Here is a 25434-nt window from a genome sequence, read left to right as displayed (position 1 = left end):
TATAAGAAGTAAATAATACGTTTTATTGTTAAGAATGGATGAATGTAAATTATACATATGGAGGTAATTAAGTTTGAGTACTCACTACTATCTCAGTTGGTTTAATGAATTTTTTCCAGAGAAGCTGGTTAAGTGGTTGCATGAGGATATACAAGACAGAAAATCGCTTGTTATGATTAGCGCTGACCCGTCTGGTTATACAGATGAGCAAATTAACTTTGATGATATTTCTGAATGGACATGGTTGAATCAGGCTAACATTATTTTTAATGAATATCATTTCATTGATTACCGCATGCAGAAGGAAGATGCCCAGCGGTTCATTCAAAACGCTTCTGTCATTTTTTTATGCGGCGGATATCCTGTTTTGCAGAACGAATTTTTGGCGGAATATGAATTGTCGGATGTGATTAAGAACAGCAATGCCGTAATAATAGGTGCAAGCGCCGGTGCGTTAAACATGGCTACAAAATGGTTAAGCTTGATAAACACTGGCTATGAAGTTGAAACAAGTACTATTTATGATGGTATTGGCTTTGATCATTTTGCCTATGAATCTCATTCTAAACGCGACTACGCCACGTTTGTTCAAGGCTACCTGTTCCCCTTGTCTGAAGAGATTGATGTTTATGCGGCAGAACAGGAGAGCGCTATACGTGTAAAGGACGGCAAAATAGAAATAATGGGTCCTGTATATTTAATTTCCCACTCAAAGATTCAGAAATTGGTTGAGACGCTCTAATTAGTCTGAGCGGCTGTGACCTTACATAAGTAATTCCTGTTGAAGTATAAAATCAAGCCTTACAGCCCAAAAAGCCTGATCCCTCACTTTTCAGGGATCAGGCTTACTATATAGCAGAATTATTTGTGTTCTACCAAAATCCCGTCTTCCAAATGCAGTACACGGTCGCACCATTCCAGCATCCGTTCATCATGGGTGACCATAACCGCGGCTTTGCCTTCGCTTTTGACTTCATCGGCGATCATCCGCACGACCTCTTTGCCGCGCTGGAAATCCAGACTCGCTGTCGGCTCGTCCGCGAACAGAATGGCCGGCTTGTTCATCCAGGCTCTGGCAATCGCTACACGCTGCTTCTCTCCCCCGGACAGCTGTTCGGGATAGTGATTGCGCCGTTCCCATATTTCGAGCCGCTTCATTAAGTAAGTAGCCCGAACTTTGGCCTCCTTCATCCCCAGCTTCGCCAGCTTGGCGACATAGAGCAGCTGTTCCTCCACCTTCAGATAAGGCAGCAGCTGTGCGCTCTGGAACATAAACCCGATTTTTTGCAGTCGCAGCTCGGTCAACTCACTTTTGTCCTTGTTGCTAAGCGGCTCGCCATCGATATAAATCTCGCCGCTGGTCGGTGTCAGCAGTGCCCCAGCCGCAGAGAGAAAGGTACTTTTGCCTGATCCGGAAGGTCCCAGCACAGCTACGAACTCACCTTCATTCACAGTAAGATCAAGTTTATTGAGTACAGACATCGTCTGGCCGCCATCCCCATAGGTTTTGGTTACCTGCTTCATCATCAACATAGCACTCATGCTCCAGCCCTCCCAATCGCCTCTAAGGCATCTACCTTCGCTACTCTCGCTACAGAAATCAGGGATCCAAGCAGTGACATCCCAATAAACAGCACGCTGGTCAGAATCATCGTCGAGCCTTCAAGCTGAAACGGCATTGTATCCGGCAGGCTCATTGTCATCCCGAAGGTCAGCAGCAGGCTGATCGCCAGACTCCCCACGGACAGAATCATCACTTGACCAACGACACTCCAGGCCAGATAAGACATCTTGGTACCCATAGCTTTCAGGATGCCGAACTGGCTCGTCTTCTGGATCGTGATCACATAGAAGAAGACTGCGAGTACAAATGCTGCTATGACGAACAGGAACACAATCATCATGAGCAGGGAATTTTGCTCCGCAGAATAGCCGGGGATGCTGGCAATCGCCTGCTTTTGCGTAATGGTTTCTACATGATCTAATTTACCAGTGATTTCAGCAGCCTGAGCGGAAGAAGCCTTCAGTGCTATTACATTGTAAGGAGCCGCCTGCTGCCCTGCACTATCCTGTACAGATCCGCCCTTCATAGTCTGCCAATCCGCTTGCGTAATATAGACGACAGGCGTGTGACTGTATGAGCTATCGTTCACAAAACCGGTCACTTTCCACCTCATCCCGGAAGCCTGATCACGGATCGAGCTGCCGATAGTCACACCGGACTGCTCCAGCTTAGAATCAACGATCGCACTTCCTTGTGAAGCATTAGCAATGGAATCGCCCTGCACCACTTTAGGAGCAAGCATTCCTGTCATATCCACTGCAAAAATGGTGATATCAGCTTTAACATCAGCATCATCTGCTGTTATCGTGGTTGTCTGTACCGCTAATGTGGTGGCGTTAGCTGCGCCGACAACAGACTGTGCTGCTGCAAGCTCTTTATCACTTAACTGGGAACGTCTAAACGCATGATCGGCATCAGCTTGAACAGCGAAATAGTTCGCCGGCATATTCTCTACTGCGGAAATATTGGCATAGGCCAGTCCTCGGGCCAGGCCGGTTACGAACAGTACCAAAAAGGAAACCAGCAGCATGATCACCATAATGAGGCTGTATCTTGCCTTGGAGTGCCTCATCTCCCTTAAAGCCAAAAACATATTACCACTCCCTCATCTCTGTATGGATACAGTGTAGAGGGCGAAAATGAACGGAGTATGAATAAACAATTACAAATACGGCAGCGTAACAGTAAAGGTCGTGCCTTCACCTGTCGTACTGGAGACTTCAATCGTCCCATTATGTGCCTGTACAATCTTTTGGGCAATCGAAAGGCCTAGTCCGCTGCTGTTGCTGTCACGGGTACGTGCGCGGTCGACTTTATAGAACCGGTCAAAAATCATCGGCAGCTCTGCGGCGGAAATACCTTCTCCGGTGTCAGCTACCTTGACCGTGCAGATTCCATTCGTAGCTGCCGCTGACAGGGTAATCGTACCGCCTGGCGGGGTATATTTGACCGCATTGGATACGAGATTCATCCACACCTGATAGAGCAGATTTGAATCGGCATGCAGTGTAATATCCTCCACATGCAGCCGTACAGCCAATTCTTTCTCTGTCAGCCGCCATTCCATAATTTGCACCACCTGGCGCAGCTGTGCCCGCAGGTCCACCTTTTGCTTATGCAGCGCATTCTCATCATAATCCAGGGTAGACAACGTCAGCAGCTGCTTGCTGAGCATCGACAGCCGGCGGCTCTCCTGATCGATAATCGAGAGATATTCCAGCCGCTGGCCCTCCGGCAGCTCATGATCCTTAAGAGCATGGGCGAAGCCCTGAATGGAGGTCAGCGGCGATTCGATCTCATGGGAGACATTGGCGACAAACTCCTGCCGTGCCCGGTTGGTCCGCTCCAGCTCCCGGCTCATAATCATAAAGTGAGAGGCCAGCTGTCCGATTTCATCGCGGCGCCTCGTGTTCAGCCGGATATCATATCTTCCGCTCGATATGCGCTGCGTAGCCGCTGTAAGCCGGGTGATCGGTTTGACCACATGCAGTACGGCAACTACAACAAACCATAAGCTGAACAGGACACTGACACCGAGCAGCACAGCAAAAAAGATCCGCAGCTCACCGAACTGCACCTCTGCATCCGGACGCATAAACAGGGCGTACGTATGTCCGCTCATCTGCACCGGAACACCGATCGTATTGCTTAGCTGGTTATCAAAAAAACCGGTAATAAACGCCTTGCTCGGAAATTCCGCCACCCCATGGTAGATACTGCCGGCTAGTACCTGCTGTAGCTTCTCCTCCGGAAGATCATTTTTACGGAAAGGCAGACCGTAGAAACGTTCATCACCTTGACCGTCGGACAGATACAGCTTATAGCCGAGTGAGGCTGTGCTCAGCAGATATTCCCCCGCTCCATCGGGATGATCCTGGATGAACCCCTGGAGGCCGATAGCCATTTTCGTCAGCTTGGCATCGTTTTGCGGCTTGATTTTGGCCTGATAATACAGATTGGATACAAGAAAGCCGAGAAAGCTGCTCATGACGATCATGGAGCAAAACAGCAGGCACATTCTAACATACAATGATTTCATGTGTTCACCATTTCCACTTTATAGCCGATCCCGCGCACGGTCCGGATCATAAAATCATTCTGATATCCGGCGAACCGTTGACGCAGACGCTTAATGTGCACGTCCACCGTCCGCTCATCCCCTTCATAATCTGCTCCCCAGACCAGCTCAATCAGTTCGCTGCGCGAAAACAGGCGTCCCGGATACTGTGCCAGCTGTGCCAGAAGCTCGAACTCTTTGACCGGCAGCAGCAATACATCATTTCCGTCGCTGATCTCATAATTTTTACGGTCAATTACGAGGGAGTTGAGGCGGATTTTATCATCCGATGCTACAGAATAACGCCGGAACAAAGCTTTGATGCGGAACAGCAGCTCTTCCGGCTCAAAGGGTTTGGTCACATAATCATCCGTCCCGCTCAAATAACCCTGTTCCTTATCACTGAGCTGCTGACGCGCAGTTAACAGAATAACCGGAATGTCGTAGGTTTCCCTAATGTATTGGCACAGCTCCAGCCCGTCCATTTGCGGCATCATTACATCCACAACCGCCAGATCTACCGTGCTCTCCTTCATCAGTGCTACGGCTTCCCGCCCGTCCCCTGCTTCAATCGTAAGATAGCCCTCTCTCGTCAACACATGCCGCAGCAGCGTACGAATATGGACATCATCATCGGCAACCAAAATTTTTTTCATCAGAATCTCACTCCCATAATCCAATATAGCTGTCCTCTATCGTAGCAACATTGCTTCCGGATGACAACTGAGTGTAAAGATACTGGTGAAGAAAAGACCGTTTGGCAAAATAGTGTTGATAAAGTAACTGCATTCCGTTGTTTTTCGCATAAAAGTCCAAATTAATCCTAAAACGTCTGCGTCTGCTGTGGTCCGATAAAAGGCAATATACTCTCTTTAAGCGGGGTAACTTTCCGCCCCATCCATCTCTCCAGATCAGTAGTGGTCGAAACAGTGTCTATTGTTGACAGGAAGTTATAGAACCAATGCTGCATTTCGGGATCCTCGCGGTGGATTACAGGTTTACCCGCCAAACCGGCCAGAGCTCCAGCAAGATCATCAAAGGTCCAGGTCTGTGAAGCGGTTAACTCATAGCTTTGATTTTCTTGTCCGCTTTGTGTAAGAATAGCCGCCGTCGCCAGGGCCAGATCACTGCGTGAAACCGCATTAAACCGCCAATTCCCCGGAAGTGTTGTTAGCACGCCGCTGCGGATCGCTTCCTTCAAATCAAGCACATTTACGAAATCAATATAAAGGGCGTTACGCAAAAAAGTATACCTTAGCCCGCTATCCTGAACCGCCTGCTCCGTAAGGGAATGGACATTATCAGAATTTCCTTTCTGGGAAAAAGCAAAGCTGGTATAGAGAATATGATCAACGCCAGCTCTCTGCGCTGCATCAATTACCCTTAGATGCTGGGCAAGCCGGACCTGATCATCGGAATTCGAACTAGAGATTAACAGCAGCTTAGTAACACCAGCAAAAGCTTTATCCAGCGTTTCCGGGGCATCGTAATCCACGATCCGTGTCTCAAGGCCAAGTTGATGCAGTTCTGAAGTTTTACCAGGATTACGCACACCAGCGATGATCTGCCCGGCAGGCATCTTCTGCAGCAGATTCTCTAAAATCAAACCTCCCAGCTGTCCCGTCGCTCCAGTAATCATTATTTGCATAAGAGGATTCCCTTCTAACTTGTATTTTTTTAGGGGATTAGTCGTGGCTACTGAGAATGTTTGGACTTACGGCCGCTATTGTCTTCAGATTTCTTGATTTTAACCGTCCTTCACGGCAGAAATCCGAAGACAAAGGCGGATGCTACCGCTCCTACAGTTCCAAAATTCTCCTCCGCCACTTTTCCCTAAATGTTTTTTAAGTTCAGTCAATATTAGTTAAGTTATTAACTAAATGAACATAAAACATCAGTTCCCTTAGTGCGCTCCCTCCTATCTATAAGGGGCGGTTCAGCTTATGCAGCAGCGACATCAGCTGAACAAGCTCCTGTTCGTCCAGTCTGTTCATCCGCTCTGCTACCGCCTGCCGGTTGTGGGGCAGATGCTCCAGCAGCAAGGATTGACCCTCACCGGTGATAGAAATCACCGTCTTGCGGCCGTCTTCGGCGTGGTCAGCTCTTACGATGTAACCTTCCTTCTCTAGCGGTGAGAGCAGCAAGCTTATATTAGCTTTGGTTACACCGATTTTCTCTGCAAGAATCGAAGGCAGAATACTGCCGCCATGTTTGGCGATCTCCACCAGAATCCGGATTCTCGCTCCATTCAGTCCATGTGCCTGCCAATATCTTTCCGAGACAGCTACAACATTCGCCGTCGTCTCCACCAGGGTGAAAAAAGCCTCGGTAGGCAACGGCTGCTCCAGCACAAGCTTCTGTAAATCGTCCATCATTCCGGTTCAGCTCCAATTAGTTAATACCTTAACTACTTTAATGTACCCGCTTATTCACCCGCTGTCAAAGATTATTCATCCAAGTAACTGCTGACACCAAATATCAGTTTGAATGTTTTCCGGTTTTTGCGGATTTTTTTAAAGCCCGATCTGACGTCAAATATCCAGACTGTTTTTCCTACCCAACATCTTATGTATAAGGAATGCAGGTTTACCGGACCGGCGATTCCTTTCACCTCAAATTCAGTTCCATCCGCCAATTCTGTCTCGGTCCGGACAAACCAGCGGTTTCCGATGCCAAACTCGATATATTTCAGAATTCCCACTCCTTCAACAGGGTTAACCCCCCGCTCTCAACTAAGGAGTGCAGGGGGTTGTGCTGACTTCAGACCAATACCGTCTTGGCAGACAGCGGTTCTTCACTGTAGCTCTTGCTGCCTTCCAGCAGCACCTCCAGCTTGATCAGCTCGGAGCGGCTGGCGAGACGGATTGGAGGTCCCCAGGTTCCGTACCCCGAGGAGACGACCACATGCAATTTATCCTTGAGCAGATAACCCCAGTCCAGTTCAAACAGCCGTTTTGTAATCCAGTGATTCGGTGCAATCTGCCCGCGGTGGGTGTGACCGGACAACAGAACATCAACTCCGGCTTTGGCGGCGATATCGAATCCTGTCGGCTGATGGTCCATCATTATAATCGGGCGGGAAAGTTCAAGACCTTCCAGCAGTGCAGATACACTTAATCTGCCGCCTTCCATGGACTCCGCTGTTTTGTCTTTGCGGCCTACAATATATACACCCGCAGTTTCCACCACTTCGTCCTGCAGCACGCGGATGCCGTTGCGGGCCATGAGCTCGGTATATTGACCGATAGAACCTCCGTAATACTCATGGTTGCCAAGAACGGCAAACACACCGTGCCGGGCCTTGAGCTGCTTCAGATGTTCAATCATTCCGTTGCGGATAAACGGCTCGATACTGTCATCTAGTACATCCCCGGCCAAAAGAATGATATCCGGCTTCATCCCGTTGATTTCGGCTACCATTTTGCGCAGATGACGGTTACCGACGATATTGCCCAAATGCAGATCCGACGCAACAGCAACAGTTAACGGGCTGCTCGTCCCGATGGATTTATCAATCCGGATAGGATGCGTTCGCACGATCGTGCTCCAGGCATTCCGCGAACCCCACAGCAGGAACACCGCGAGCAGCAGCGTAAGTGTGACCCCCGCCTCAGCAGTGAACGCGGTCCGTTCAAAGCCCGCCAGACCCAGCACCCAGTAAAGCAGATCGGTCAGCGGCAGCATAATAACGGCGAACTCCATACAGGCCAAATAGTAAGAGCCAACCACCTTAAATAGTCTGGCGGCTGGCTTTACAGCCTTCGGCCACGGCACCATACCGATCATATAAGCAAACGCAATGACCATGAATACCGTCCAGTATACACCTTCTGAAATACCCGGCAGCAGGTTCTCCAGCAGAACCCAGAGATGATAGCCAATGTAGAAGTTTACAAGTCCCAATACCAGCAGCATTACAGTGCCTGAAATGAGCATGCGCAGATTTCTCATCATCCAACTCCTTTAGCTTAAAGCTTTTCTATACGTTCTACTTCAAATCATAGCACAAAGTATTTGCGAGGTATAAATTCTGCCTCTGCTTAACATCAACAGAGCTAGGTCCGCCCTAAAAATGGGGTTAAAAAAAGAAGATACCTTACAGCATCTTCGCTTCACATTATGTAGTTATACCGCTTTATTTTTGCTGGCGATGCAATCCCCGATCAGTTGATCGCATTTGCTGATGTGGCTCAGGAGCCAGTCTGTCAGCGTACGGTTCAGCTTAATCGTCGACAGTACGGATACTCCCTTGGTCTTCACACTCTCTTCAAGTTCCAGAACGGTCTGTACAAATTCAGCATGTGTCTTCTGGTGCTCGGCAAGTTCAGGAAAGTCGATATCTGCCATCAGCTGCTCTTCGCTGCCAAAATGCTCAATCGTATATTCCTTAAGGAACCTCAGTGTTTCTTCGATCTTCTCTTTGCCCTTCTGGTTAGTACATGCATCAAAAAATTCATTCAGCTTCAGCAGCAGCTGTCTGTGCTGGCAATCGATCTTTTCTACACCGATGTTATAGGATTCCTTCCAATCGATCATAACTCACCTTGCCCTTTTCCAAAAATTTATGCAAAAATACATATACTTTATTTTCCACATTTGCGGAGGAAAGTTCTGTTAACAACATCACACGACAATATTCAGCAAATAACTGCACCAGCTTAATTAGCTATAACGTAAAAAAAAACCGCAAGATCATCTCTTGCGTCTGAGAGTTATTGCAGTTTAATTGAAATTGGTGAATACTCAGAATAGCATCGTATTTCTAACCTATATCACCCAATGACAGGAGCATAAAATATGTTTCGTAAAAATCCATCAAAAACCCCAATCCTTGTCCCTAAATCATCAGGTCTCGGCTGGACCTTGAACCCGCGGCACCCGCTGGGCTGGATCGTCCTGGGAGCTTTATTTATACTGGCGGTCTTTAAACTGATCATTAATTAGCCTATTATTAAGCCGTTAAGTTGCTCAACGTATTATAGCAATGTCCGCCGGAAGGCACTGATTACCCCTTGGTGCGGCGACAGGTCCAGAACAGCAAATACGATTGTGTCAAAAAGGTTCTGGTAGCCCTCTTCCATCAGCACCTGACGGAAGTACCCGGCAACCTCAAGAGGGTCATTGCGGAATACACCACAGCCGTAAGCTCCCAGCACAACGGCAGAATGGCCATGCACTGCAGCAACTGTCAGGATATAGCGGATCCGTTCCAGCATCACTTCGGCAATCCGCGGTAACTCATGGAGTTCCCGCTCCTTAACCACCCCAGCGTTCACAGCAGGTGCTGTAATCATCGAAACCGCAAAGGGTTTGGCGAGCAGGACGTCCTGCCTGTCTCTGAACACAGGAACGCCTGGTGAATGAATCATGTAATGCGAATACAGGCAGGTTTTCCGGCTGCGGTTATAGTCATACATTTCTTTCATTTGTGAGATGCAGGGATAAAGGGCAGAAGCTCTGGCTAAGCTCTCCTCCTGTGCTTGGCTTCCACCAAGGAAGCCGCCGCCGGGGTTCTTGGCGGAAGCAAAGTTAAGACACACTGTGTGCTTAATTCCCTCTTGTTCTACAAGCCGCTGCGCTGCCTGCAGTGTGGTTTCACCGCTGACCTCAATAACCGTCTTATGCTGCGGTTGATGATGGATACGCTCAATAATGTCCCCGTTAAGCGTTGTCAGCTGCTCCGGTGAGTACAGCTGGGAACCGGCAATTGCCGACCGGACGAATTCTGCAATATCTACCACCTGTCCAGAGCTGTTCATATAGCTGCCATTTGTAATTATATCCAAAGTCTCTTGAGCAATTGCGGCTCTTTTATCTCTTGGATTGCTTTTAGCGTTCATAAGTTCTCACTCCATTCTAATCATGATGCCGGTTACGATCCGTCAATAAGATCATCCCGCAGTTTTGTCAGAACCTCACCCAGCCAGTTTGTACCGCGCCAAGTGCTTCTGCTGCGGATGGCCGGATCATCCTCGGTTAATCCGACACCCCAGATCCGGTCTGTTGGACTTGCTTCCACAAGAGTTGTACCTCTGGTATCTAACAGCAACTGCAGCAGCTCCTGGTTCTGAATAAACTTTTCTTTATTTCCTTCATAGACGATGGTTTTGCAGTGGCGTTCCCATTCGGTATGCACGAACCCCCGTACCCTCTTGCCGAGCTCCTTCTGCTCCCTCGGTGTCCGGGCCAGCAGAATCTTCCGGCTTATCTCCTCGTCCCCGAACAATAGCGCCTTCCCGTACATCATATACTGCTCAGCACAGTTAAAGCGGATATCATCGACCGTAAAACAGCACGGATACCACTGTGAAAACGGTGAATGGCTCCGGTAAAAATACGTGAATTTCTCCATTTCTCTACTCCCCTTTACTCCCTTAACCATTATTCCCTGTTCATATTGTACCTGTACAGCTTGGATGGCCGGTGTCCGGCATCCTTCGTATATTCCTCAGTCTCCGTTACACGATCGGCAATCTTCCGGCGGAACGCCGCTGCCAGCAGCTCTTTGCCGAGAATGATCTCATAGACCCGCTGGAGCTCAGATAAGGTAAACAGCGGAGGCATCAGATTAAAAATAATATCCGTATACTCCACCTTTCCCCGCAGCCGTTCAATTGCGTATTGAACCATCAGCAGGTGATCAAAGGCTAAGCCTTCGCTTTCGATAATCTGGCTATGCGTTTTTCGGACATGGCCCTGAACCGTCTCCACATGTTTGACTACACCTGAAAGTGTTGTCCTCTCATTCTGCAAGGTAATACGGATCAGCTTCACCAGTTCAAAGCCCTGCTCCAGCTCCCTGCGGCTGCTCTCAATTAGCTGATGTGATACCTCGAACCAGGCTGCATCAGCTGCATCATCCCCAGCCTGAACATTAAGCGTTGTACGGTCAACCAAAGCCATATAGGAGCAGCTGATGACACGCATCCGCGGATCACGCTCCACTTCTCCCCAGGTATACAGCTGCTCCATGTAGATGTTGTCTATATTCGTCTCTGTGAACAGCTCCCTGCGTGCAGCCTCCTCAATGCTCTCATGGACCGACACGAATCCTCCGGGCAGCGCCCATTGCCCCAGGTAGGGATGCTGTCCCCGCTGAATTAGCAAAAGCTGCAGCGATTTATCAGACAGCTTACGGTAGTTATCCTGTTCCCGTTCCATTACAGTAAAAATCAGCATGTCCACGGTCACGGACGGACGCTCATACTCACCGGCATCATAGGTCTGGAGAAACTGCTCTTCGGTTAATCCCTGAGCATCGGTTAAGGCTCGTTTATTCATCTTACTGCTCCTTTTAAGGTCATTTTTATGTTTATATTTTTATTATTATCCTTTTGTTAATATCATATTGTTATTATATACCGATGGTTCATACAACTGTCAAGCAAGAATTGGATGATTGTGGATTCCCGCTCAAAAGCAAACACAAAAAAAGCCTGATTGCTCAGGCTTGCTTCTGTATCAGAACCGGCTTCATACCGGCTCAATATGTACCAACACATCAGCTACCTGATGGCGGCCCTTCAGCTGATCCTCAATTTCTTCCGTGATATCATGGCTCTGCACAACATTCAGCCTGGAATCCACAAGCACAGTAGTATCTACCAGCACATTGTTGCCATGAACTCTCGCTTTAATATCTTTAATCGATTCTACGCCCTCAATTTCAGCCACCGTCTGCTTCATCAGCTCCAGCTCACCGGCATCGAAGCCGTCTGTCAGATCATGTGTAGCCTTGCTGAAGATTTGAATGGCTGTCTTACAGATCAGCAGACCGACAATCACTGCCGTTACCGGGTCCAGCCAAGGCAGCCCGAACTGTGAACCGATAATTCCTATGAATGCACCCATGCTGACCATGGCATCCGAGCGGTTATCCTGGGCTACTGCCTGCATAGCATTACTGTTTAGCGAACGGGCCAGCCTGATGTTATACAGATATACGGCGATCATCACCACTGCACAGCCCGCGGCTGTCCAGGCGGCAAGCAGATCTGGCGTTTCCAGCGACGGCTGAATAAACTTGTTCACACCTTGGTACAGAACTTGAATACCTACAGCAATCATGATAAAAGAAGCAATCAGTGCGGCCACTGTCTCCGCTCTGAAATGCCCGTAGCTGTGATTGGAATCAGGGGGTCTTCTGGATATCTTAAGTCCGATTAGAATAGCTATAGAAGCAATAATATCAGTACTATTATTAAGACCATCGGCTAAAAGTGCCTGGGATCCCGAGACATTCCCGATGAACAGTTTGATTGCTGATAAAAGGATATATGCAATTAGACTGAGCCAGGCCCCTTTTTCACTTTGTTTGATGTCGCTGTAGTTTTCCAACAAAAAGAACCTCCAAAGAATAGTATTGTTCTATACTACACGCTGACAAACGGGTGGGTCTAGAGAAACAGTGTTGCCGGATGGCGTAATAGTTAACCCTGCCAAATAGAGTTGGCGGGCCGGAAGTGTTTTGCCGGACGCAACATTGTTTGCCTCTGAACAACATTTCACAAGAAGTATTCCGGCAGGCTACTGCATTTTAGTAAAATTATGTAACTTTTTTCGAAAATAGGAGTCTATAAAGTGTGATGATAATCCGCAGCGTCTATTTATTCATTTTCTATAAGGAGAGATGTCCAATGTTACATTCACGAATCCGCAAAATAGTCTCCGCTGCTGCCGCAGCCGCTATTTTGCTGCCGCTTGGCGGGAGCTGGCTTGTACCCAATGCTTCTGCTGAAACGGCTGAGGTAAGCACAGGAAATCCCTACTATACAAAAGTTTCCGCACCGGTCATTAAACCGCTCTGGAGCTTTACAACAGCGACAGTAAAGGATCCGCAAGCGAAGCAAGCCGTTACCGCACTGGCTGAGAATGGAACCGTATTTGCGCTCCAAAATAACTACAGGCTAATCGCACTCAAGGCGGCCACAGGCAAAAAATTATGGGAATACGGCAATGCGCTGGCCCCACTTTTCACTTACAGCAGCGGAAATATTTACGGTTTAACGCAAAAAGGCGCACTTTATGCCGTCAATCAAAACGGTAAAAAGCTGTGGTCAGCGGATCTCGCACTGCCTAATGCTTCCAGCATTCAGCGGATTGGCGAAACCGTATACGTTACACAGGGAATCTATCTTGCAGCGGTCGATGCAGCGAGCGGTAAGCTAAAATGGAAGCTTAATGAGAATTCCAGTTACTATGGCACCGATTCACTTGCTCAATCAGATGGCGTGGTATTGCGCGCTTATACTGCAGAAAGTGTCATCTCTCTCTCCACACTTGTTGCTTATGATGCCCAAACCGGTAAAAAGCTGTGGGAACAATACCGCCATTACATGCCTTTGGCTATCAAGGACGGAGTTCTGTACTCCGAGAAGAATTTGGCGATGCTGGATGATGATCCGGTCAACCGCAAAATCCATGTCTCAGTCATCAGCTTAAAAACCGGGCAAATCAAGGGTGAGCGGCTGTACCGCTGGACCGAAAAGGCTGATCCGGATATCGGATTCCGGTCAGGAGGCGCCTATGGCTCCGCTTTCCTGGATGGCAACAATCTCTATGTTCTCCGGGGGGAGACATTCGCACGTTATGACTTCTGGAACTATACGGCGGACGGTAAACCTGAGCAGGTGTGGCAGCAGTCTATTCTCGAGAGTGAATACCCGCTGGATAAAGTGCTGCAACAACGGATGTTATACTTCAACTATAGCGATCAGACGTTTGCTGCACTCAAATTAGCCAATGGACAGGTAATGCGTCTCTCACCAGGAGAAAATCCCACGGTTCAGTTCGATATCTTCGGCTCAACCATTTACACAGGGCAGTCTGACGGCCTATTCCATGCCTATGACCTGATCAGCTACAAGCCTCTGTTCACAGTAAATGCCGGTTCGCGTGATTTTGCGTCCACCCTGAAGACCGGAAATATCCTAATTGTACGTAATGGCGGTAAACTGCTGGGGATCAAACTGCCGGCCTCAATTCAATAACAGCACTCCTGTTCAAAATAAAAGACACGGAGAGTATCCTCGCAGGATAAACTCCGTGTCTGTCTGTTCCAATGGATTGACTGCATGATTAGCCAGCAGGCGGTTATTCAGCAGGCGGTGTGAATGAACGGGCGGCAAACTCCGCATCCAGCATGTAGAACGCGTTGCTGTCCGTCTCAATGCGTTTCAGCTTGGCAATAATATTGCTGAACAGCGCCTCTTCCTCTACCTGCTCATCAATAAACCATTTGAGGAAATAGATTGTTGCATGCTCACGTTCATCCAGTGCCAGATCGGCCAGATGATAGAACTTCTTGGTGTTCTGCTGCTCATGGGCAAAAGCATGCTCAAACGCATCCAGCATGGAAGTATAGTTATTATTCGGCTCCGGCAATGCAGCAAGCGTGACGCGGTAATCGCGGTCATTTAGGAACTTGTAAATCTTCATCGCGTGAAAACGTTCTTCTTCGGCCTGCACCAGGAAAAAGTTGGCAAACCCGTCTAAGCTTTCACCGGAACAATAAGCGGCCATTGCAAGGTATACATGGGCGGAATAAAACTCAAAATTCATCTGTTCATTGAGTGTCTTCATTAATTCTTCCTTCATTAGCACGTCACCTCATCCTTATAAGTTGTAAATAAGTTCAACCATATGTAATACCTTCTGTTCCTTTTCATCTTATCATCAGTGCCAGTGAATCCGCAAACGAAAGGACGACCGAATTTTGATGAACCGACATTGCTTTCCCTGCTTCAAGCTCAGCACATTCTATCGAAATTCAATGGTTATCGCCGCCCTTGCTACGGTACTCCTGATTGCAGGCTGCAGCGAAGGTAATACTACAGCTGTTGTTCAGCCTTCTCCTGAGGTAACTGCAATGCCGGGAGCAAGCACAGCGCCGGACAAGACAGCAGGCATACAGCCAACGCCAGACAGCCCGGTTTCACCGTCGGCTGCTCCCACAGCATCTCCGGACACCGCCATTAATGACGATCCGCTCGCTAGAGAGGTCGCCGGAATGACGCTGGAAGCCAAAATCGGCCAGATGCTGCTGGTCGGGATTAACGGCACGAAGCTGGAGGAGAGCGCCAAGAGAATGATCTCCGAGGATGAAATTGGCGGGATCATCCTTTATAAAGACAACATTCATAACTTGAAGAGCATGCTTACTCTCATCAATGATCTCAAGAAGAGCAACAGCGGAAATACTGTCCCCCTGTTCATGAGTGTAGACCAGGAAGGCGGCAAGGTCAGCCGGATGCCTGCAGACTATACTGCTATTCCCTCTAACGCCAAGGTCGGAAGATCAGGCAATGCCGATACAGCCGGAACGATGGGCAGGCTGCTGGCCAGAGAAGTACTGTCAGCGGGCTTCAACATGGACTTCGCCCCTGTACTCGATATTAACAGTAATCCCGATAACCCGGTCATCGGAGAGCGGTCTTTCGGCAGTAATGCTGATATCGTTACCCGTCTGGGCATTGCCGAAATGAAAGGGATGTCCGAAGAAGGTGCCATTCCGGTCATTAAGCATTTCCCCGGCCACGGCGATACCTCCGTTGATTCCCATCTGGAGCTGCCGGTCGTGAACAAAACTGCCGCCCAGCTGGCTAAGCTGGAATGGCTGCCGTTCCAGGCAGCCATTCAGGAGAATGCGGATGCGGTGATGGTCGCCCATATCCTGTATCCCAAGCTTGACCCTGAGAAGCCCGCCTCCCTCTCCAAAACGATTATCGGCGGATTGCTCCGCGGTCAGATGGGCTTTGACGGGGTTGTCATCACCGACGATCTGACTATGGGGGCAATTACCGAGCATTACACCCTGCCGGCAGCAGCAGTCGATACGGTACTTGCAGGCAGTGACGTACTGCTCATAGCCCATGAATACGCCAACGAGCAGCTGGTACGGAAAGCACTATTAGAAGCGGTCAAGAAAGGTACAATATCCGAGTCAAGGATCAACGATAGTGTCTACCGGATCCTTGCATTGAAGGAAAAGTATCATCTTAGCGATAAGCCTCTGTCTGTTCCTAATTTGACGGCACTCAACAACGATATAAAGGCTTGGCTTCAAACGATCAAGAAATAAAAACAGGAGTTCCGGTTAAGTTTGCCGGAACTCCTGTTTGTTATTGAAGAACTACCGTATCTCCTGGCTTAAGACCGGAAAGAACTTCAGTTTTCTCCGTAGTCTCCAGTCCGATTTTGATTTCCTGACGCTCATATTGCCCGTTTCCTTTATCCAGCATGACAAAGGTTTGTTCCCCTTCATGCATAACTGCCATGCTGGAGACTACAACCGCATTTTCTTTACGGATAGTCTCTATATCCCCGCTAAGGCTTAAGCCCCCTATCAGATGCTCGTCCGGCTGCAGGGAGATGACGACCTCAAATTGCGGTATCTGCCCGGCTGTGTTTTGCCCGGTCGTTGTGGTAGCGAACTTCGAGACCTCAGTCACTTCCCCGTTCAGCGTCAGTTCCTTCATCGCAGTCATCTTGACCTTCACCTTCATCCCCTGCTTAATGCGGAATATATCCTGCTCCCCGACAGAGGCAATGAACTCAAGCTTGTTCAGATCCACGATTTTGCCGATGTATTGATTGTCCGTAACGGTCTGCGGCCGTTCGCTGCTGCTGTCATACAGGAAGATGCCGGTAGCCGGGGCATGGTATACGGCTGTTCTCAGCCTAGCCTTCTTATCAGCCAGCTCCTGTTCCTGAATTTGCGTATTAACCTGATTCAGCTCATTATTCAGCCGCGTTGCCTCTTCTGCAGCAAGGGCCTTCAGACGTTCGGCCTCCGTACCGATAGGCGCTGCACTTTCGTCCTCCTGCTGGCTGACAAAAGCGTTAAGCTCTGACTCCAGCTCCGCTTTGCGGATGGCCGCTTCTGCCGTCGCGATCTCATTCTTCAGGGATGACTGGTCCAGCGTGAACAGCACATCCCCCTTCTTCACCTGCCCGCCGTTCTCTACCTTCCAGCCGGTTACTTTGGAGGCGAACGGTGCATAGACAAGCGTTTCTTCCTGGTATTGCGATCGTCCCTTGACCTGGACAGAGCTGGTTACAGTCTCTTGGGTCACCGGGAAGCTGATCACCTGCGGAGGCTCCATGACCACTTCCGATTCACCGTCCTTAAATACTTTCCCGTACAGCATATAACCTGCACCTATCACAATAACCGCGATAATAATCCACTTAAGGCTGCGCTTAATCATCCTTTTCATTGTCGGGCTTCCTTTCAGCTTGAATTGCTAATATACGTTGCGCGGCACGCTAATCCCGTTTGATGGCTGTAAGCGCATCAGTTCTGGAGGCACTGATCGCCGGATAGATTCCGGACAGCACACCGGTCATAATGGCAAACGCCAGTCCGACCGGAATCGTCATCAGCGGGATAAAGAAGGTTAACCCGTCACCGGCTGTGCCGACCAGTTTGTTAAGTCCCATAATAATCAGATAGGAGAAGACAACACCTAAAACTCCTCCAAGCAGCCCCAGCAAGGCAGCTTCTGTGATGAACATATTGCGGATCTGCCCCATGTTCGCGCCAAGCACCTTCATGATCCCGATCTGCCGCCTGCGTTGATGTGTGGACATCGTCATCGCTACGATAATAGAGATCGAGGCGATAACCAGAATGAATACCCCGATGCCCAGTGCTGCCATTTTCATCATATCAAAGGTTTGTTTGAGCTGTTCCTGCTGATACAGATTGTCACTGGCTGAGAGACTCAGCTTCTGAATCATTTCTTCCACCTGTTTAATACGGTCGACACTGTCAACTTTGACCGTTACTGATTTGTAGGTGTCCTCTTCCGGCTCTGCAGTCATACTGGTATCCGTGAAAGACAATTCCTTCGCGAGCTGTGCAGCCGTTTCAAGGGAGACATAGACGATCTTCTCGTAGGAAGCCCTCAGATCGTCAGTCCCTTCCGGGCTAGCCAGAATGCCGCCTACCTGGAGCGGTGAACTGAGTTTGATATTCCCCGCCGGATTGGAATAATCGGTAGCCTGCATCTGGATCTGCTGCCGGTACATCTCTGTAGGCAGGATTGCCATGCTGTTATACTGATCCATTAGTTCCTGGTTAAACGGTTCTGCGCCAAGCCGCTCGTACAGCTTCTGGCGGGTCTCATTATCAATCAGGCCAAGCGTCGCCCCATAGTTCAGCACGACCATTCCCGGCAGATCCGTAACCCCGCCTTGTTTGAACTTATGGCCGAATTTGGTCAGCATCCGTAAATCCGTGGCTTTGATCTGGACATCGGCAATTTTATTGTCAATGGTCAGCATTTGCATATAGCCTGCATCTTCAAAGGGCGCAGCGGCAACAACATGATTGAGCCCCTGGATAATCTTCAGCTTTTGGGCAGTCAGCTTGCCGGGATTCAGGTTATCATTACTCTCTGCAGGTGCCCCGCTTCCGTTCCCTTGAGAAGGAATCCCTCCGCCTGGAGATACAATAATTTCATCCATTTTGAAATTGCGGTTCACTTCATCGGTCACATAGACCTGGGCGGATTGGCCGATGCTTAGCGCCACAATAATCGCCGCACAGCCAATTGATATTCCTGTCATACACAAACCGGTAACCACTTTACGGCGTTTGACCTGATCCCAGGCCATTCTGGATATATCTCTTATCTTCATCCTGCACCTCCCGGTGCGGGTACTATATCCGCCTCAGAGTTCAGATCATGAATTAAGTACCCGTCGCGCAGCGAGAACGTTCGCTGCATTTGCTCAGCCACCTCATGCTCGTGTGTTACTACTATGAAGGTTGTCTTCATCGTCTGGTTCAGTTTCAGCAGAATCGCGATGATCTCTTCCTCCGTCTTGGAATCCAGATTCCCTGTCGGTTCATCTGCGAAGATCACGGACGGCTCTGTAATCAGCGAACGGGCGATACTGACCCGCTGCTGCTGGCCGCCTGACAACTGCGAAGGGAATAAATCCGCCTTATCGGGAATCCCGACCTGCTCCAGCAGTGCCAGCGCTTTTTCCTTGCGGACAGACGGTGAGACGGATTGGAATACGAGCGGTAGCTCGACATTCTCACGCACTGTAAGACTGGTAATCAGCTCATAGGCTTGAAAGATAAAGCCGATATGCTTCCGGCGGAATTCCGCCAGCTTGTTCTCACCCATCTGCACAATATCGTGGTCAGCAATGTAAATGTGCCCTTCGGTCGGCTTCATTAGGCCCGCCATCAGGTTGAGCAGGGTGGATTTACCGGAGCCGGAGCTGCCGAGCAGCGCTACCATCTCTCCTTCTTTCACCGCGAAGCTAATATCGTGCAATACTGTGGTCCAATCATTGCCGGTTTTGAACGCATGTTTAATATTTTCAACTCGCAACATGGAAGCTGCTCCTTTGTGCACTTAGGATGTAGAAAGTTTATTTCTCCTCTTTTTCCGGTTTCGGCAGCATGTCAAAGAGGATGGTGTATACCTGGCTTCCCAGCTCCTGCCGCTCGCCTTGGAATTCATCGTATAACGTTAGTCTGTAAGTCCCGCCAGTCATCTGCTTATACAGGCTTTTGCTGAAGGACATGGAGTACATATTGTTATTCCCCTCGGTCAGATCAGTACCGAAAACTACCACTTTATCCTGGGATTGTCCGTAAGGGTCCGTCATTCTGAGGATAAGCTTGTGTTCGGAGTCTCCGGAATCAAGACTGTTATCCCGTGACAAGTTGTAGCTCATATTCATGGTTACGGTATCGCTGGCCTCCAAGTGTCTGCCTTCCGAGGCAAACACTGTTAAGGTGTACGGATATAGAGCAATTTTTTGCAGATTGGCTGCCGGAGTAACGGCCTGCGGGGTAAGGAGAAGTGAAGCTACATGAATAAACCCTGTCGGTTCTTCCCCGCTTTCGCTAAGCTTGCTGCCCGTCACCCCTGTTCCTAAATACAAGGAGACATCTGCAGTAGCAGCAGTTTTGGGCAGCTTGGCCCAGAACGTAATCAGCTGTTTGCCTCCGGGTGTCGCCGCATTATTTGTCTGATTCACTTTGGCTTCATAGAACTGTCCATCCGCTGTCTTGTAATAGGCTTGCAGCCGGGCCATTTTACTCTGGCGCTTCTCACCGCTGCTCATCAGCAGCTCGGTGTATACGATGTTGGCATTACTGCCTGGATAAACTGTAGTTCTGCTCTCCTGAATAGTGGCGTTTTTACCTTTTCCGGTAATTGTATAGGTATCACCACGCTTCAGATTGTCTATGGCACTTATGAAGCTGTTCGTGCTCAGATCGAGAAACGGAATATTCTCTGTATCCGATTTGACGGATAAATTAATTCTGACATTCTCGAACTCGTCCGTATAAGGGATTTTGGTCATCAGCGAAAGCTCAGCAGACTTACCGGGAGCAAGCACCGACGACTCTTTGTCCATCAGGAGATCGGTAGTTGAGGCCAGATTATCGGTATCCAGCTTCAGAGCCCCCTTCAATTCAGGAATGGTGAGGTTTACAGCCTGGGTATTTGTAATTCTCAGCTTGGCGATGACAATATCATCATCCTTCCAGGGATAACGCTGCAGAGATTGCAGACTGTATGAGAAAGAGCCGTATTGGTTAGTAGCCCCATATTCCTGGCCGCTGTGCACATCGGCACGCAAGGTGTACGGAATTGTAAAATAAGCTACCGGAAAAATCAGCTTTGCAGAAGGCTCGGCCGTCTCTGCTGTTCCAGACGGTTCTGACGGTCCTGACCCGGTTCCGGCTGCTGCGGTGACAGCTTCGATCATTTGCAGCTGCAGGCTGGACTGCTCCACCTCAAGCGGAATTTCAACCGTCAGCGGGACAACCTTCGTTTCCAGCGGCTTCAGTATAAGTCCACTTAACCCCTTGGAATTCACCGGGAAAGCCGTCCCTTTGGCCGATTTGACCGCCAGCTCATAAACAGGCAGCGTGACCGCCTTGTTCCCGGTGTTTTTTAATTGCAGCTGGAACGACCATACCGCTTTGGCGTCCTCCGCATACACTGAGGCGCCGGTAAGCTTCGTATCAACGGTGTTGCTGCTTATGACAAGCTTTTTAACGGCCCCGCTGGCTACAATCAGATCCGGGGTGGTTGCTGCCGGAAGCTTATAGGAGGTTTTCGGGAGCTCTAGCTTCAGCGCCTCATCCTTTTGGGTGAATTGCAGCTTCATATTGGCCGTTTTCAGATAAGCAGGAATTTCCGTCAGATAATAAATGCTTTTTTTCTCCTGCGGCTGAATCTTATAGCCTGTTTGGGAACTGCTTAATGCAAGTTCAAACGAAGTCCCGCTCGCTGTAACCAGGTAGGCTGAATAACCCGGATCACTGAGCACTTTGTTGCCTTTATTGGTAAGATTAATCCCCACCTTGGCATAGACCTTACCGGCGTACTTATACAGCTGAAGTGTGTCTGCACTTGCTGTAACCGGGATGTCATTCATCTTCGTATTAAGACTCTTCCCCAGCTCCACAGTCGTGGAATAATTAGCTGGCACTGCAATAGATCCCGCATGCTTTAAGTAGCCCTTAGTCTTCGTGTCCCACACATACATGGCGATCTTAACGCCTTTCAGTGACGTGGTTTGTCCTACATTCACGTAATATGTAATACTCATACTGTCCTTTGCAGGTACCTTCTTCTTCGTCACGTCTGCGGTTACAGGATTACCGGGTATCACAGATCCGCCCGGTGTAACCACACGAGAGAAGTAGCGCTGCAGATTTGCACTAGAACCGCTATTATTTGTAATCTTCAGTGTGTAAGCCAAAATGTTACCTCCGGACTGTGTCCAAATGTTAACGTCTTCTAGCGTTGCTGTAACACCTGCCGCAAGTGTAATTGGATTCACCTTGGCTGCTGCAGTAACTGAAGCTGCCGGCCCGGTTGTCCCTGCGGCCAGGACGGCCGGAGCAGCCGTACTTCCTGCCAACTGGGCTATAGCAAAGCTGCTTAGGAGCAGTGCAATAGTTTTTTTATTGATCGGTCTCATGGATTTCCTCCCAGGAATATTTGCTAGAGTTATTATAGTTGCTAGCCCACAGGGAATTGTATCCAATTTGTAACTCTTCCAGTCTGCTTGTAACTTTTTATCCCATTTACGTGAAAAAACAGCACCATTAGCGCTGTTTTTAGAAAAGGTTTTGTTAATATTTGTTCCACAGTGACTCTAAATCTATGAACTGAATGACCGCCGGTACTGGCTTGGAGGCAATCCTTCGGCCAGTTTGAACACCTTTATGAAGTAACTGGACTGATGAAAGCCGGTCTGAAGGGCGATCTGTTCGACAGGCAGTTCTGTTGAGACAAGTAGCAGCTTGGCTCTTGCCAGACGGCAATCGCTTAAATAACGGTTCGGCGTCTTCCCCATAATGGAGCGGAACAGCCGTAAAAAGTGGTAGCTGCTGTACCCTGCGAGCCTCGACATGCTTTCAAGCGTCCAGGGACGCTCACATTCCTGATGTATGAGGTCTGCCGTGCGGCGGATAGAATGTCTGATCTCCAGCGGCACGGAGCCATGCAGCGGTTCAGAGTTTTGCAGCAGTGTAACCAGAATTTCATAGAGTACTGATGAGAGCCGCGGTTCAATGCGTGTCTCGTAGGCAGCGCTAAGCCGGTAAATCTCCTCGAATCTGGACGCAAGGCCAGCGTTTAGATCAAATGTAAAGAAATAACCGCGTGACTGGTCTGCTTCCTCCAAAAGGGGCAGGGATATGGCCGTATTAAAGTGAACCCAGCGCACCTCCCAAGGCTGCGACGGATCAGAACCGTACTGCTGATAGGCTCCTCCAGGATAAAGAAAGCCGCTTCCTTTGCCCATTGGAATCCGTTCGCCCTCCTGAAATACATAGCCGGAACCGCCAAAAACCAAATGCAGATTATAGCTGTTCAGCATCCCTTCACTTCTTCGCTCCGCATGCTGCGGGAAATCGCTGTAATGTCCCAGAAATTCCGGATAACAGACATAATGGGCATAGGCGGGGGCTGGTAATACCCATTGCTGCTTCATACAATCCCCTCCTTAATCATTCTAAATATCCAGCACGCAAGATAATAATATAAAAGCAATATTATGTTATATGAGATTCCTATGAGCTGATATTACAATAGATTTGTAGCGTTCACAAAGCATATTTTTACACTTGGAGGTTAAGATGAAGAAACCAGTCGCAGATAAACAGTTTGAGCTTGGCGTGTGCTATTACCCGGAGCATTGGCCGGAGGACATGTGGGACGACGATTACCGCCGGATGGTGGAGACAGGCTTTACCATTGTCCGGATGGGTGAATTTGCCTGGTCCATTTTTGAACCCGAGGAAGGCAGCTATCAATTCGGGCTGTTTGACCGCGCCATCGATTTGGCCCATCGCCATGGGCTCAAAGTAGTGCTCGGTACGCCTACGGCAACTCCCCCTGCCTGGCTCACCGAGAAGTATCCTGAGGTTCTGAATGTAACTTATGAAGGTGTTACCCTGCAGCATGGCATGCGCCGCCATTATAATTATAGCAGCCCTAAATACCGTGAGCTGTGTGCTGCGATCGTATCGCAGATGGCATCACATTACGGCAGCCATCCCGGTGTGGCCGGCTGGCAGATTGATAATGAGCTAAATTGTGAGATCAATGAATTCTACTCTGAAAGCGATCACACCGCCTTCCGTGAGTGGCTTCAACGCAAATATGTAACCTTGGAGAAGTTAAATGAGGCCTGGGGAGCAGTCTTCTGGAACCAGAGCTATACCAGCTGGTCACAGGTGTATTTGCCGCGACCTACTCCAGTGCCGAAGCAGCCTAATCCCCACCAGGCGCTGGATGAGAAACGCTTCATCTCTGACAACACCATCTCTTTCGCCAAAATACAGGCGGATATTATTCGTGCCCAGGCGCCGGATCAGTGGGTAACGACGAACGGATTGTTCGGGCATCTCGACAGCCATGAACTGCAGGATGAGCTGCTGGATTTCTTCAGCTATGATTCCTATCCGCAATTCTCCAGTATTAATTATGACCCGAACGAAAAAAATCCGCTCGGCGACCGGAGCTGGAGCCTGTCCCTGTCCGTTGTCCGCTCGATCAGCTCTAACTACTGTATTATGGAGCAGCAATCAGGTCCCGGCGGCTGGGTCAACCGGATGGATATGCCCTCTCCGAAACCCGGACAGATGCGGCTCTGGACATACCAGTCCATTGCCCACGGTGCCGATATGGTACTCTACTTCCGCTGGCGGACAGCCACAATGGGCAATGAAATTTACTGGCATGGCCTTAACGATTACCATAACCTGCCTAACCGCAGAGTCAGAGAAGCCGCGGGCATCGGCCAAGAGCTGGCGGCAGCGGGCAAAGTGATTATCGGAACCCGGGCAGAGGCTTCGGTAGCTATTCTGCGCGATTATGATAATGAATGGGATGGTGAGTACGATATTTGGCACGGGCCGTTTATGTGGACCAGCAATAAAGAATGGTTCAAGGCCCTGCAGCGGCAGCATATTCCAACAGATATTGTCTACTTGCGCAGCAAGACAACGGCTAAGGAACTGGCACGGTATCAGGTGCTGGTCTATCCTCATCCGGCGATTATGACGGACGACACGGCAGCGGTGCTTGACGAGTATGTACAGCAAGGAGGCACGCTTATCTTCGGCTGCCGCACAGGATATAAGGATTCGCGCGGTCAATGCTACATGCGTGCATTTCCCGGAGCTGCCAAGGAACTCTGCGGAATAACCGTCGAAGAATTTACAATGGTCAAAGGTAATCGTGCACCTACATCGATTAGATGGACTCATGGTGGCGAAGCGCTTACCGGAGCAGATGCCTTTAATGATATCCTGCAGGTGGAACAGGACAGCGTGGAAGTTATGGGCCGTTACGCTACCGATTATTATGCCGGCAAACCGGCGGTTACCCGGAACAAACGCGGCAGGGGCGAGGTATGGTATTACGGTGCGGTCTTCAATGAGGAAGCTGCGCTAAGAATCATCGGCAGCTTGAATATTAGCTCTCCGGCTGCGGAGTGGCTTGAGCTGCCCGCCGAGGTTGAACTGCAGATCCGCCGCAGCGATACCACCAGCCTGACGTTCCTCTTGAATTATAATGAAGCATCTGCGGAAATTGTGCTCAAAGAACCGCGGACGGATTTGCTGACAGGTAAAGAATTGCATGGAAAGTGCACTATGGAAGGATTTGGTGTCTTAGTGCTGGAATAAAATCAGAAGAGGAGCGCTACGCTAATGGAACTCTGTTCCGTTCACGGTGTGTTTTTTCTGAATAAATTGAAACAGCGACAATCAAGGATGTTAGTACAAAGTCCTTGGCTGTCGCTGTTTTATTACACT

23 protein-coding genes are annotated in these 25434 nt (G+C 49.2%); 4 read left to right on the top strand and 19 right to left on the bottom strand.

All coding sequences use genetic code 11. The features are described from left to right. Positions 1-73 precede the first annotated feature (73 nt). Entirely contained in the window at positions 74-742 is a 669-nt protein-coding gene (locus tag QU597_RS13765; RefSeq protein WP_310833131.1) for a Type 1 glutamine amidotransferase-like domain-containing protein, read from the top strand. Positions 743-861: 119 nt separating this feature from the next. On the opposite strand, the gene QU597_RS13760 is transcribed toward QU597_RS13765, so the two are convergent. From QU597_RS13760 to QU597_RS13700, 13 genes are all read right to left on the bottom strand, one after another. Further along, a complete protein-coding gene (locus QU597_RS13760; RefSeq protein WP_310833130.1) occupies positions 862-1542 on the bottom strand; it encodes an ABC transporter ATP-binding protein in 681 nt (226 codons plus the stop codon). Next, positions 1539-2657, bottom strand: coding sequence for an ABC transporter permease (locus QU597_RS13755; RefSeq protein WP_310833129.1), 1119 nt, complete (start codon positions 2655-2657; stop codon positions 1539-1541). Before QU597_RS13755 ends, QU597_RS13760 begins: the two co-directional genes overlap by 4 nt. Positions 2658-2726: 69 nt before the next feature. Then, on the bottom strand, positions 2727-4103 hold the full coding sequence (locus QU597_RS13750) for a sensor histidine kinase (protein ID WP_310833128.1): 1377 nt from the start codon (positions 4101-4103) through the stop codon (positions 2727-2729). Beyond that, positions 4100-4777, bottom strand: a complete 678-nt coding sequence (locus tag QU597_RS13745; RefSeq protein ID WP_310833127.1) for a response regulator transcription factor — start codon at positions 4775-4777, stop codon at positions 4100-4102. The genes QU597_RS13750 and QU597_RS13745 overlap by 4 nt, the downstream gene beginning before the upstream one ends. Positions 4778-4944: 167 nt before the next feature. Then, positions 4945-5769, bottom strand: coding sequence for an NAD(P)H-binding protein (locus QU597_RS13740; RefSeq protein WP_310833126.1), 825 nt, complete (start codon positions 5767-5769; stop codon positions 4945-4947). Between the two features lie 274 nt (positions 5770-6043). Then, positions 6044-6496: a MarR family winged helix-turn-helix transcriptional regulator gene (locus QU597_RS13735; protein ID WP_310833125.1), complete on the bottom strand. Its 453-nt coding sequence runs from the start codon at positions 6494-6496 to the stop codon at positions 6044-6046. Positions 6497-6567: 71 nt separating this feature from the next. Continuing rightward, entirely contained in the window at positions 6568-6813 is a 246-nt protein-coding gene (locus QU597_RS13730; RefSeq protein ID WP_310833314.1) for a DUF3977 family protein, read from the bottom strand. Between the two features lie 68 nt (positions 6814-6881). After that, positions 6882-8075, bottom strand: a complete 1194-nt coding sequence (locus tag QU597_RS13725) for a metallophosphoesterase (protein WP_310833124.1) — start codon at positions 8073-8075, stop codon at positions 6882-6884. 171 nt (positions 8076-8246) lie between these two features. Continuing rightward, positions 8247-8657 carry a bacteriohemerythrin gene (locus QU597_RS13720; RefSeq protein ID WP_310833123.1) on the bottom strand — a complete coding sequence of 137 codons (411 nt, stop codon included), beginning with the start codon at positions 8655-8657 and terminating at the stop codon, positions 8247-8249. Positions 8658-9097: 440 nt separating this feature from the next. Further along, a complete protein-coding gene (locus QU597_RS13715; RefSeq protein ID WP_310833122.1) occupies positions 9098-9961 on the bottom strand; it encodes a TIGR02452 family protein in 864 nt (287 codons plus the stop codon). 32 nt (positions 9962-9993) lie between these two features. Next, complete coding sequence (ybiA, locus tag QU597_RS13710) at positions 9994-10473, bottom strand: riboflavin biosynthesis intermediates N-glycosidase (protein ID WP_310833121.1); 480 nt, start codon at positions 10471-10473, stop codon at positions 9994-9996. 29 nt (positions 10474-10502) lie between these two features. Further along, the gene (locus tag QU597_RS13705; RefSeq protein WP_310833120.1) at positions 10503-11402 is read right to left on the bottom strand and encodes an NrtR DNA-binding winged helix domain-containing protein; all 900 of its coding nucleotides are present in this window, start codon (positions 11400-11402) and stop codon (positions 10503-10505) included. 192 nt (positions 11403-11594) lie between these two features. Continuing rightward, the gene (locus QU597_RS13700; RefSeq protein ID WP_310833119.1) at positions 11595-12458 is read right to left on the bottom strand and encodes a cation diffusion facilitator family transporter; all 864 of its coding nucleotides are present in this window, start codon (positions 12456-12458) and stop codon (positions 11595-11597) included. 299 nt (positions 12459-12757) lie between these two features. Between QU597_RS13700 and QU597_RS13695 the strand changes: the two genes are divergently transcribed. Continuing rightward, entirely contained in the window at positions 12758-14110 is a 1353-nt protein-coding gene (locus QU597_RS13695; RefSeq protein WP_310833118.1) for an outer membrane protein assembly factor BamB family protein, read from the top strand. Between the two features lie 103 nt (positions 14111-14213). On the opposite strand, the gene QU597_RS13690 is transcribed toward QU597_RS13695, so the two are convergent. Next, entirely contained in the window at positions 14214-14717 is a 504-nt protein-coding gene (locus tag QU597_RS13690) for a ferritin (protein ID WP_054940465.1), read from the bottom strand. Between the two features lie 121 nt (positions 14718-14838). Here QU597_RS13690 and nagZ point away from each other — a divergent pair, with 121 nt between their 5' ends. Further along, positions 14839-16200 (top strand): beta-N-acetylhexosaminidase, encoded by a 1362-nt coding sequence (gene nagZ / locus QU597_RS13685; protein ID WP_310833313.1) that lies wholly within the window; start codon positions 14839-14841, stop codon positions 16198-16200. A 40-nt stretch (positions 16201-16240) separates the two neighbouring features. Here the strand turns inward: nagZ and QU597_RS13680 are convergent, their stop codons facing one another. The 5 genes from QU597_RS13680 to QU597_RS13660 form a co-directional block, all read right to left on the bottom strand. After that, positions 16241-17338, bottom strand: a complete 1098-nt coding sequence (locus QU597_RS13680) for an efflux RND transporter periplasmic adaptor subunit (RefSeq protein ID WP_310833117.1) — start codon at positions 17336-17338, stop codon at positions 16241-16243. A gap of 49 nt (positions 17339-17387) precedes the next feature. After that, positions 17388-18764 (bottom strand): ABC transporter permease, encoded by a 1377-nt coding sequence (locus QU597_RS13675; protein WP_310833116.1) that lies wholly within the window; start codon positions 18762-18764, stop codon positions 17388-17390. Further along, positions 18761-19474, bottom strand: coding sequence for an ABC transporter ATP-binding protein (locus QU597_RS13670; protein WP_310833115.1), 714 nt, complete (start codon positions 19472-19474; stop codon positions 18761-18763). The genes QU597_RS13675 and QU597_RS13670 overlap by 4 nt, the downstream gene beginning before the upstream one ends. A 37-nt stretch (positions 19475-19511) precedes the next feature. Beyond that, positions 19512-22088: a hypothetical protein gene (locus QU597_RS13665; protein ID WP_310833114.1), complete on the bottom strand. Its 2577-nt coding sequence runs from the start codon at positions 22086-22088 to the stop codon at positions 19512-19514. Between the two features lie 183 nt (positions 22089-22271). Continuing rightward, a complete protein-coding gene (locus tag QU597_RS13660) occupies positions 22272-23105 on the bottom strand; it encodes a helix-turn-helix transcriptional regulator (protein ID WP_310833113.1) in 834 nt (277 codons plus the stop codon). A gap of 145 nt (positions 23106-23250) precedes the next feature. Here QU597_RS13660 and QU597_RS13655 point away from each other — a divergent pair, with 145 nt between their 5' ends. After that, positions 23251-25305, top strand: coding sequence for a beta-galactosidase (locus QU597_RS13655; protein WP_310833112.1), 2055 nt, complete (start codon positions 23251-23253; stop codon positions 25303-25305). Positions 25306-25434 lie beyond the last annotated feature (129 nt).

The sequence above is a fragment of the Paenibacillus pedocola genome (assembly GCF_031599675.1).
In the GTDB taxonomy this organism is placed as follows: Bacteria; Bacillota; Bacilli; order Paenibacillales; family Paenibacillaceae; genus Paenibacillus_AQ; species Paenibacillus_AQ pedocola.
Note: the sequence above shows the minus strand (reverse complement) of the source record. Positions and strands in the feature narration are given on the sequence as shown.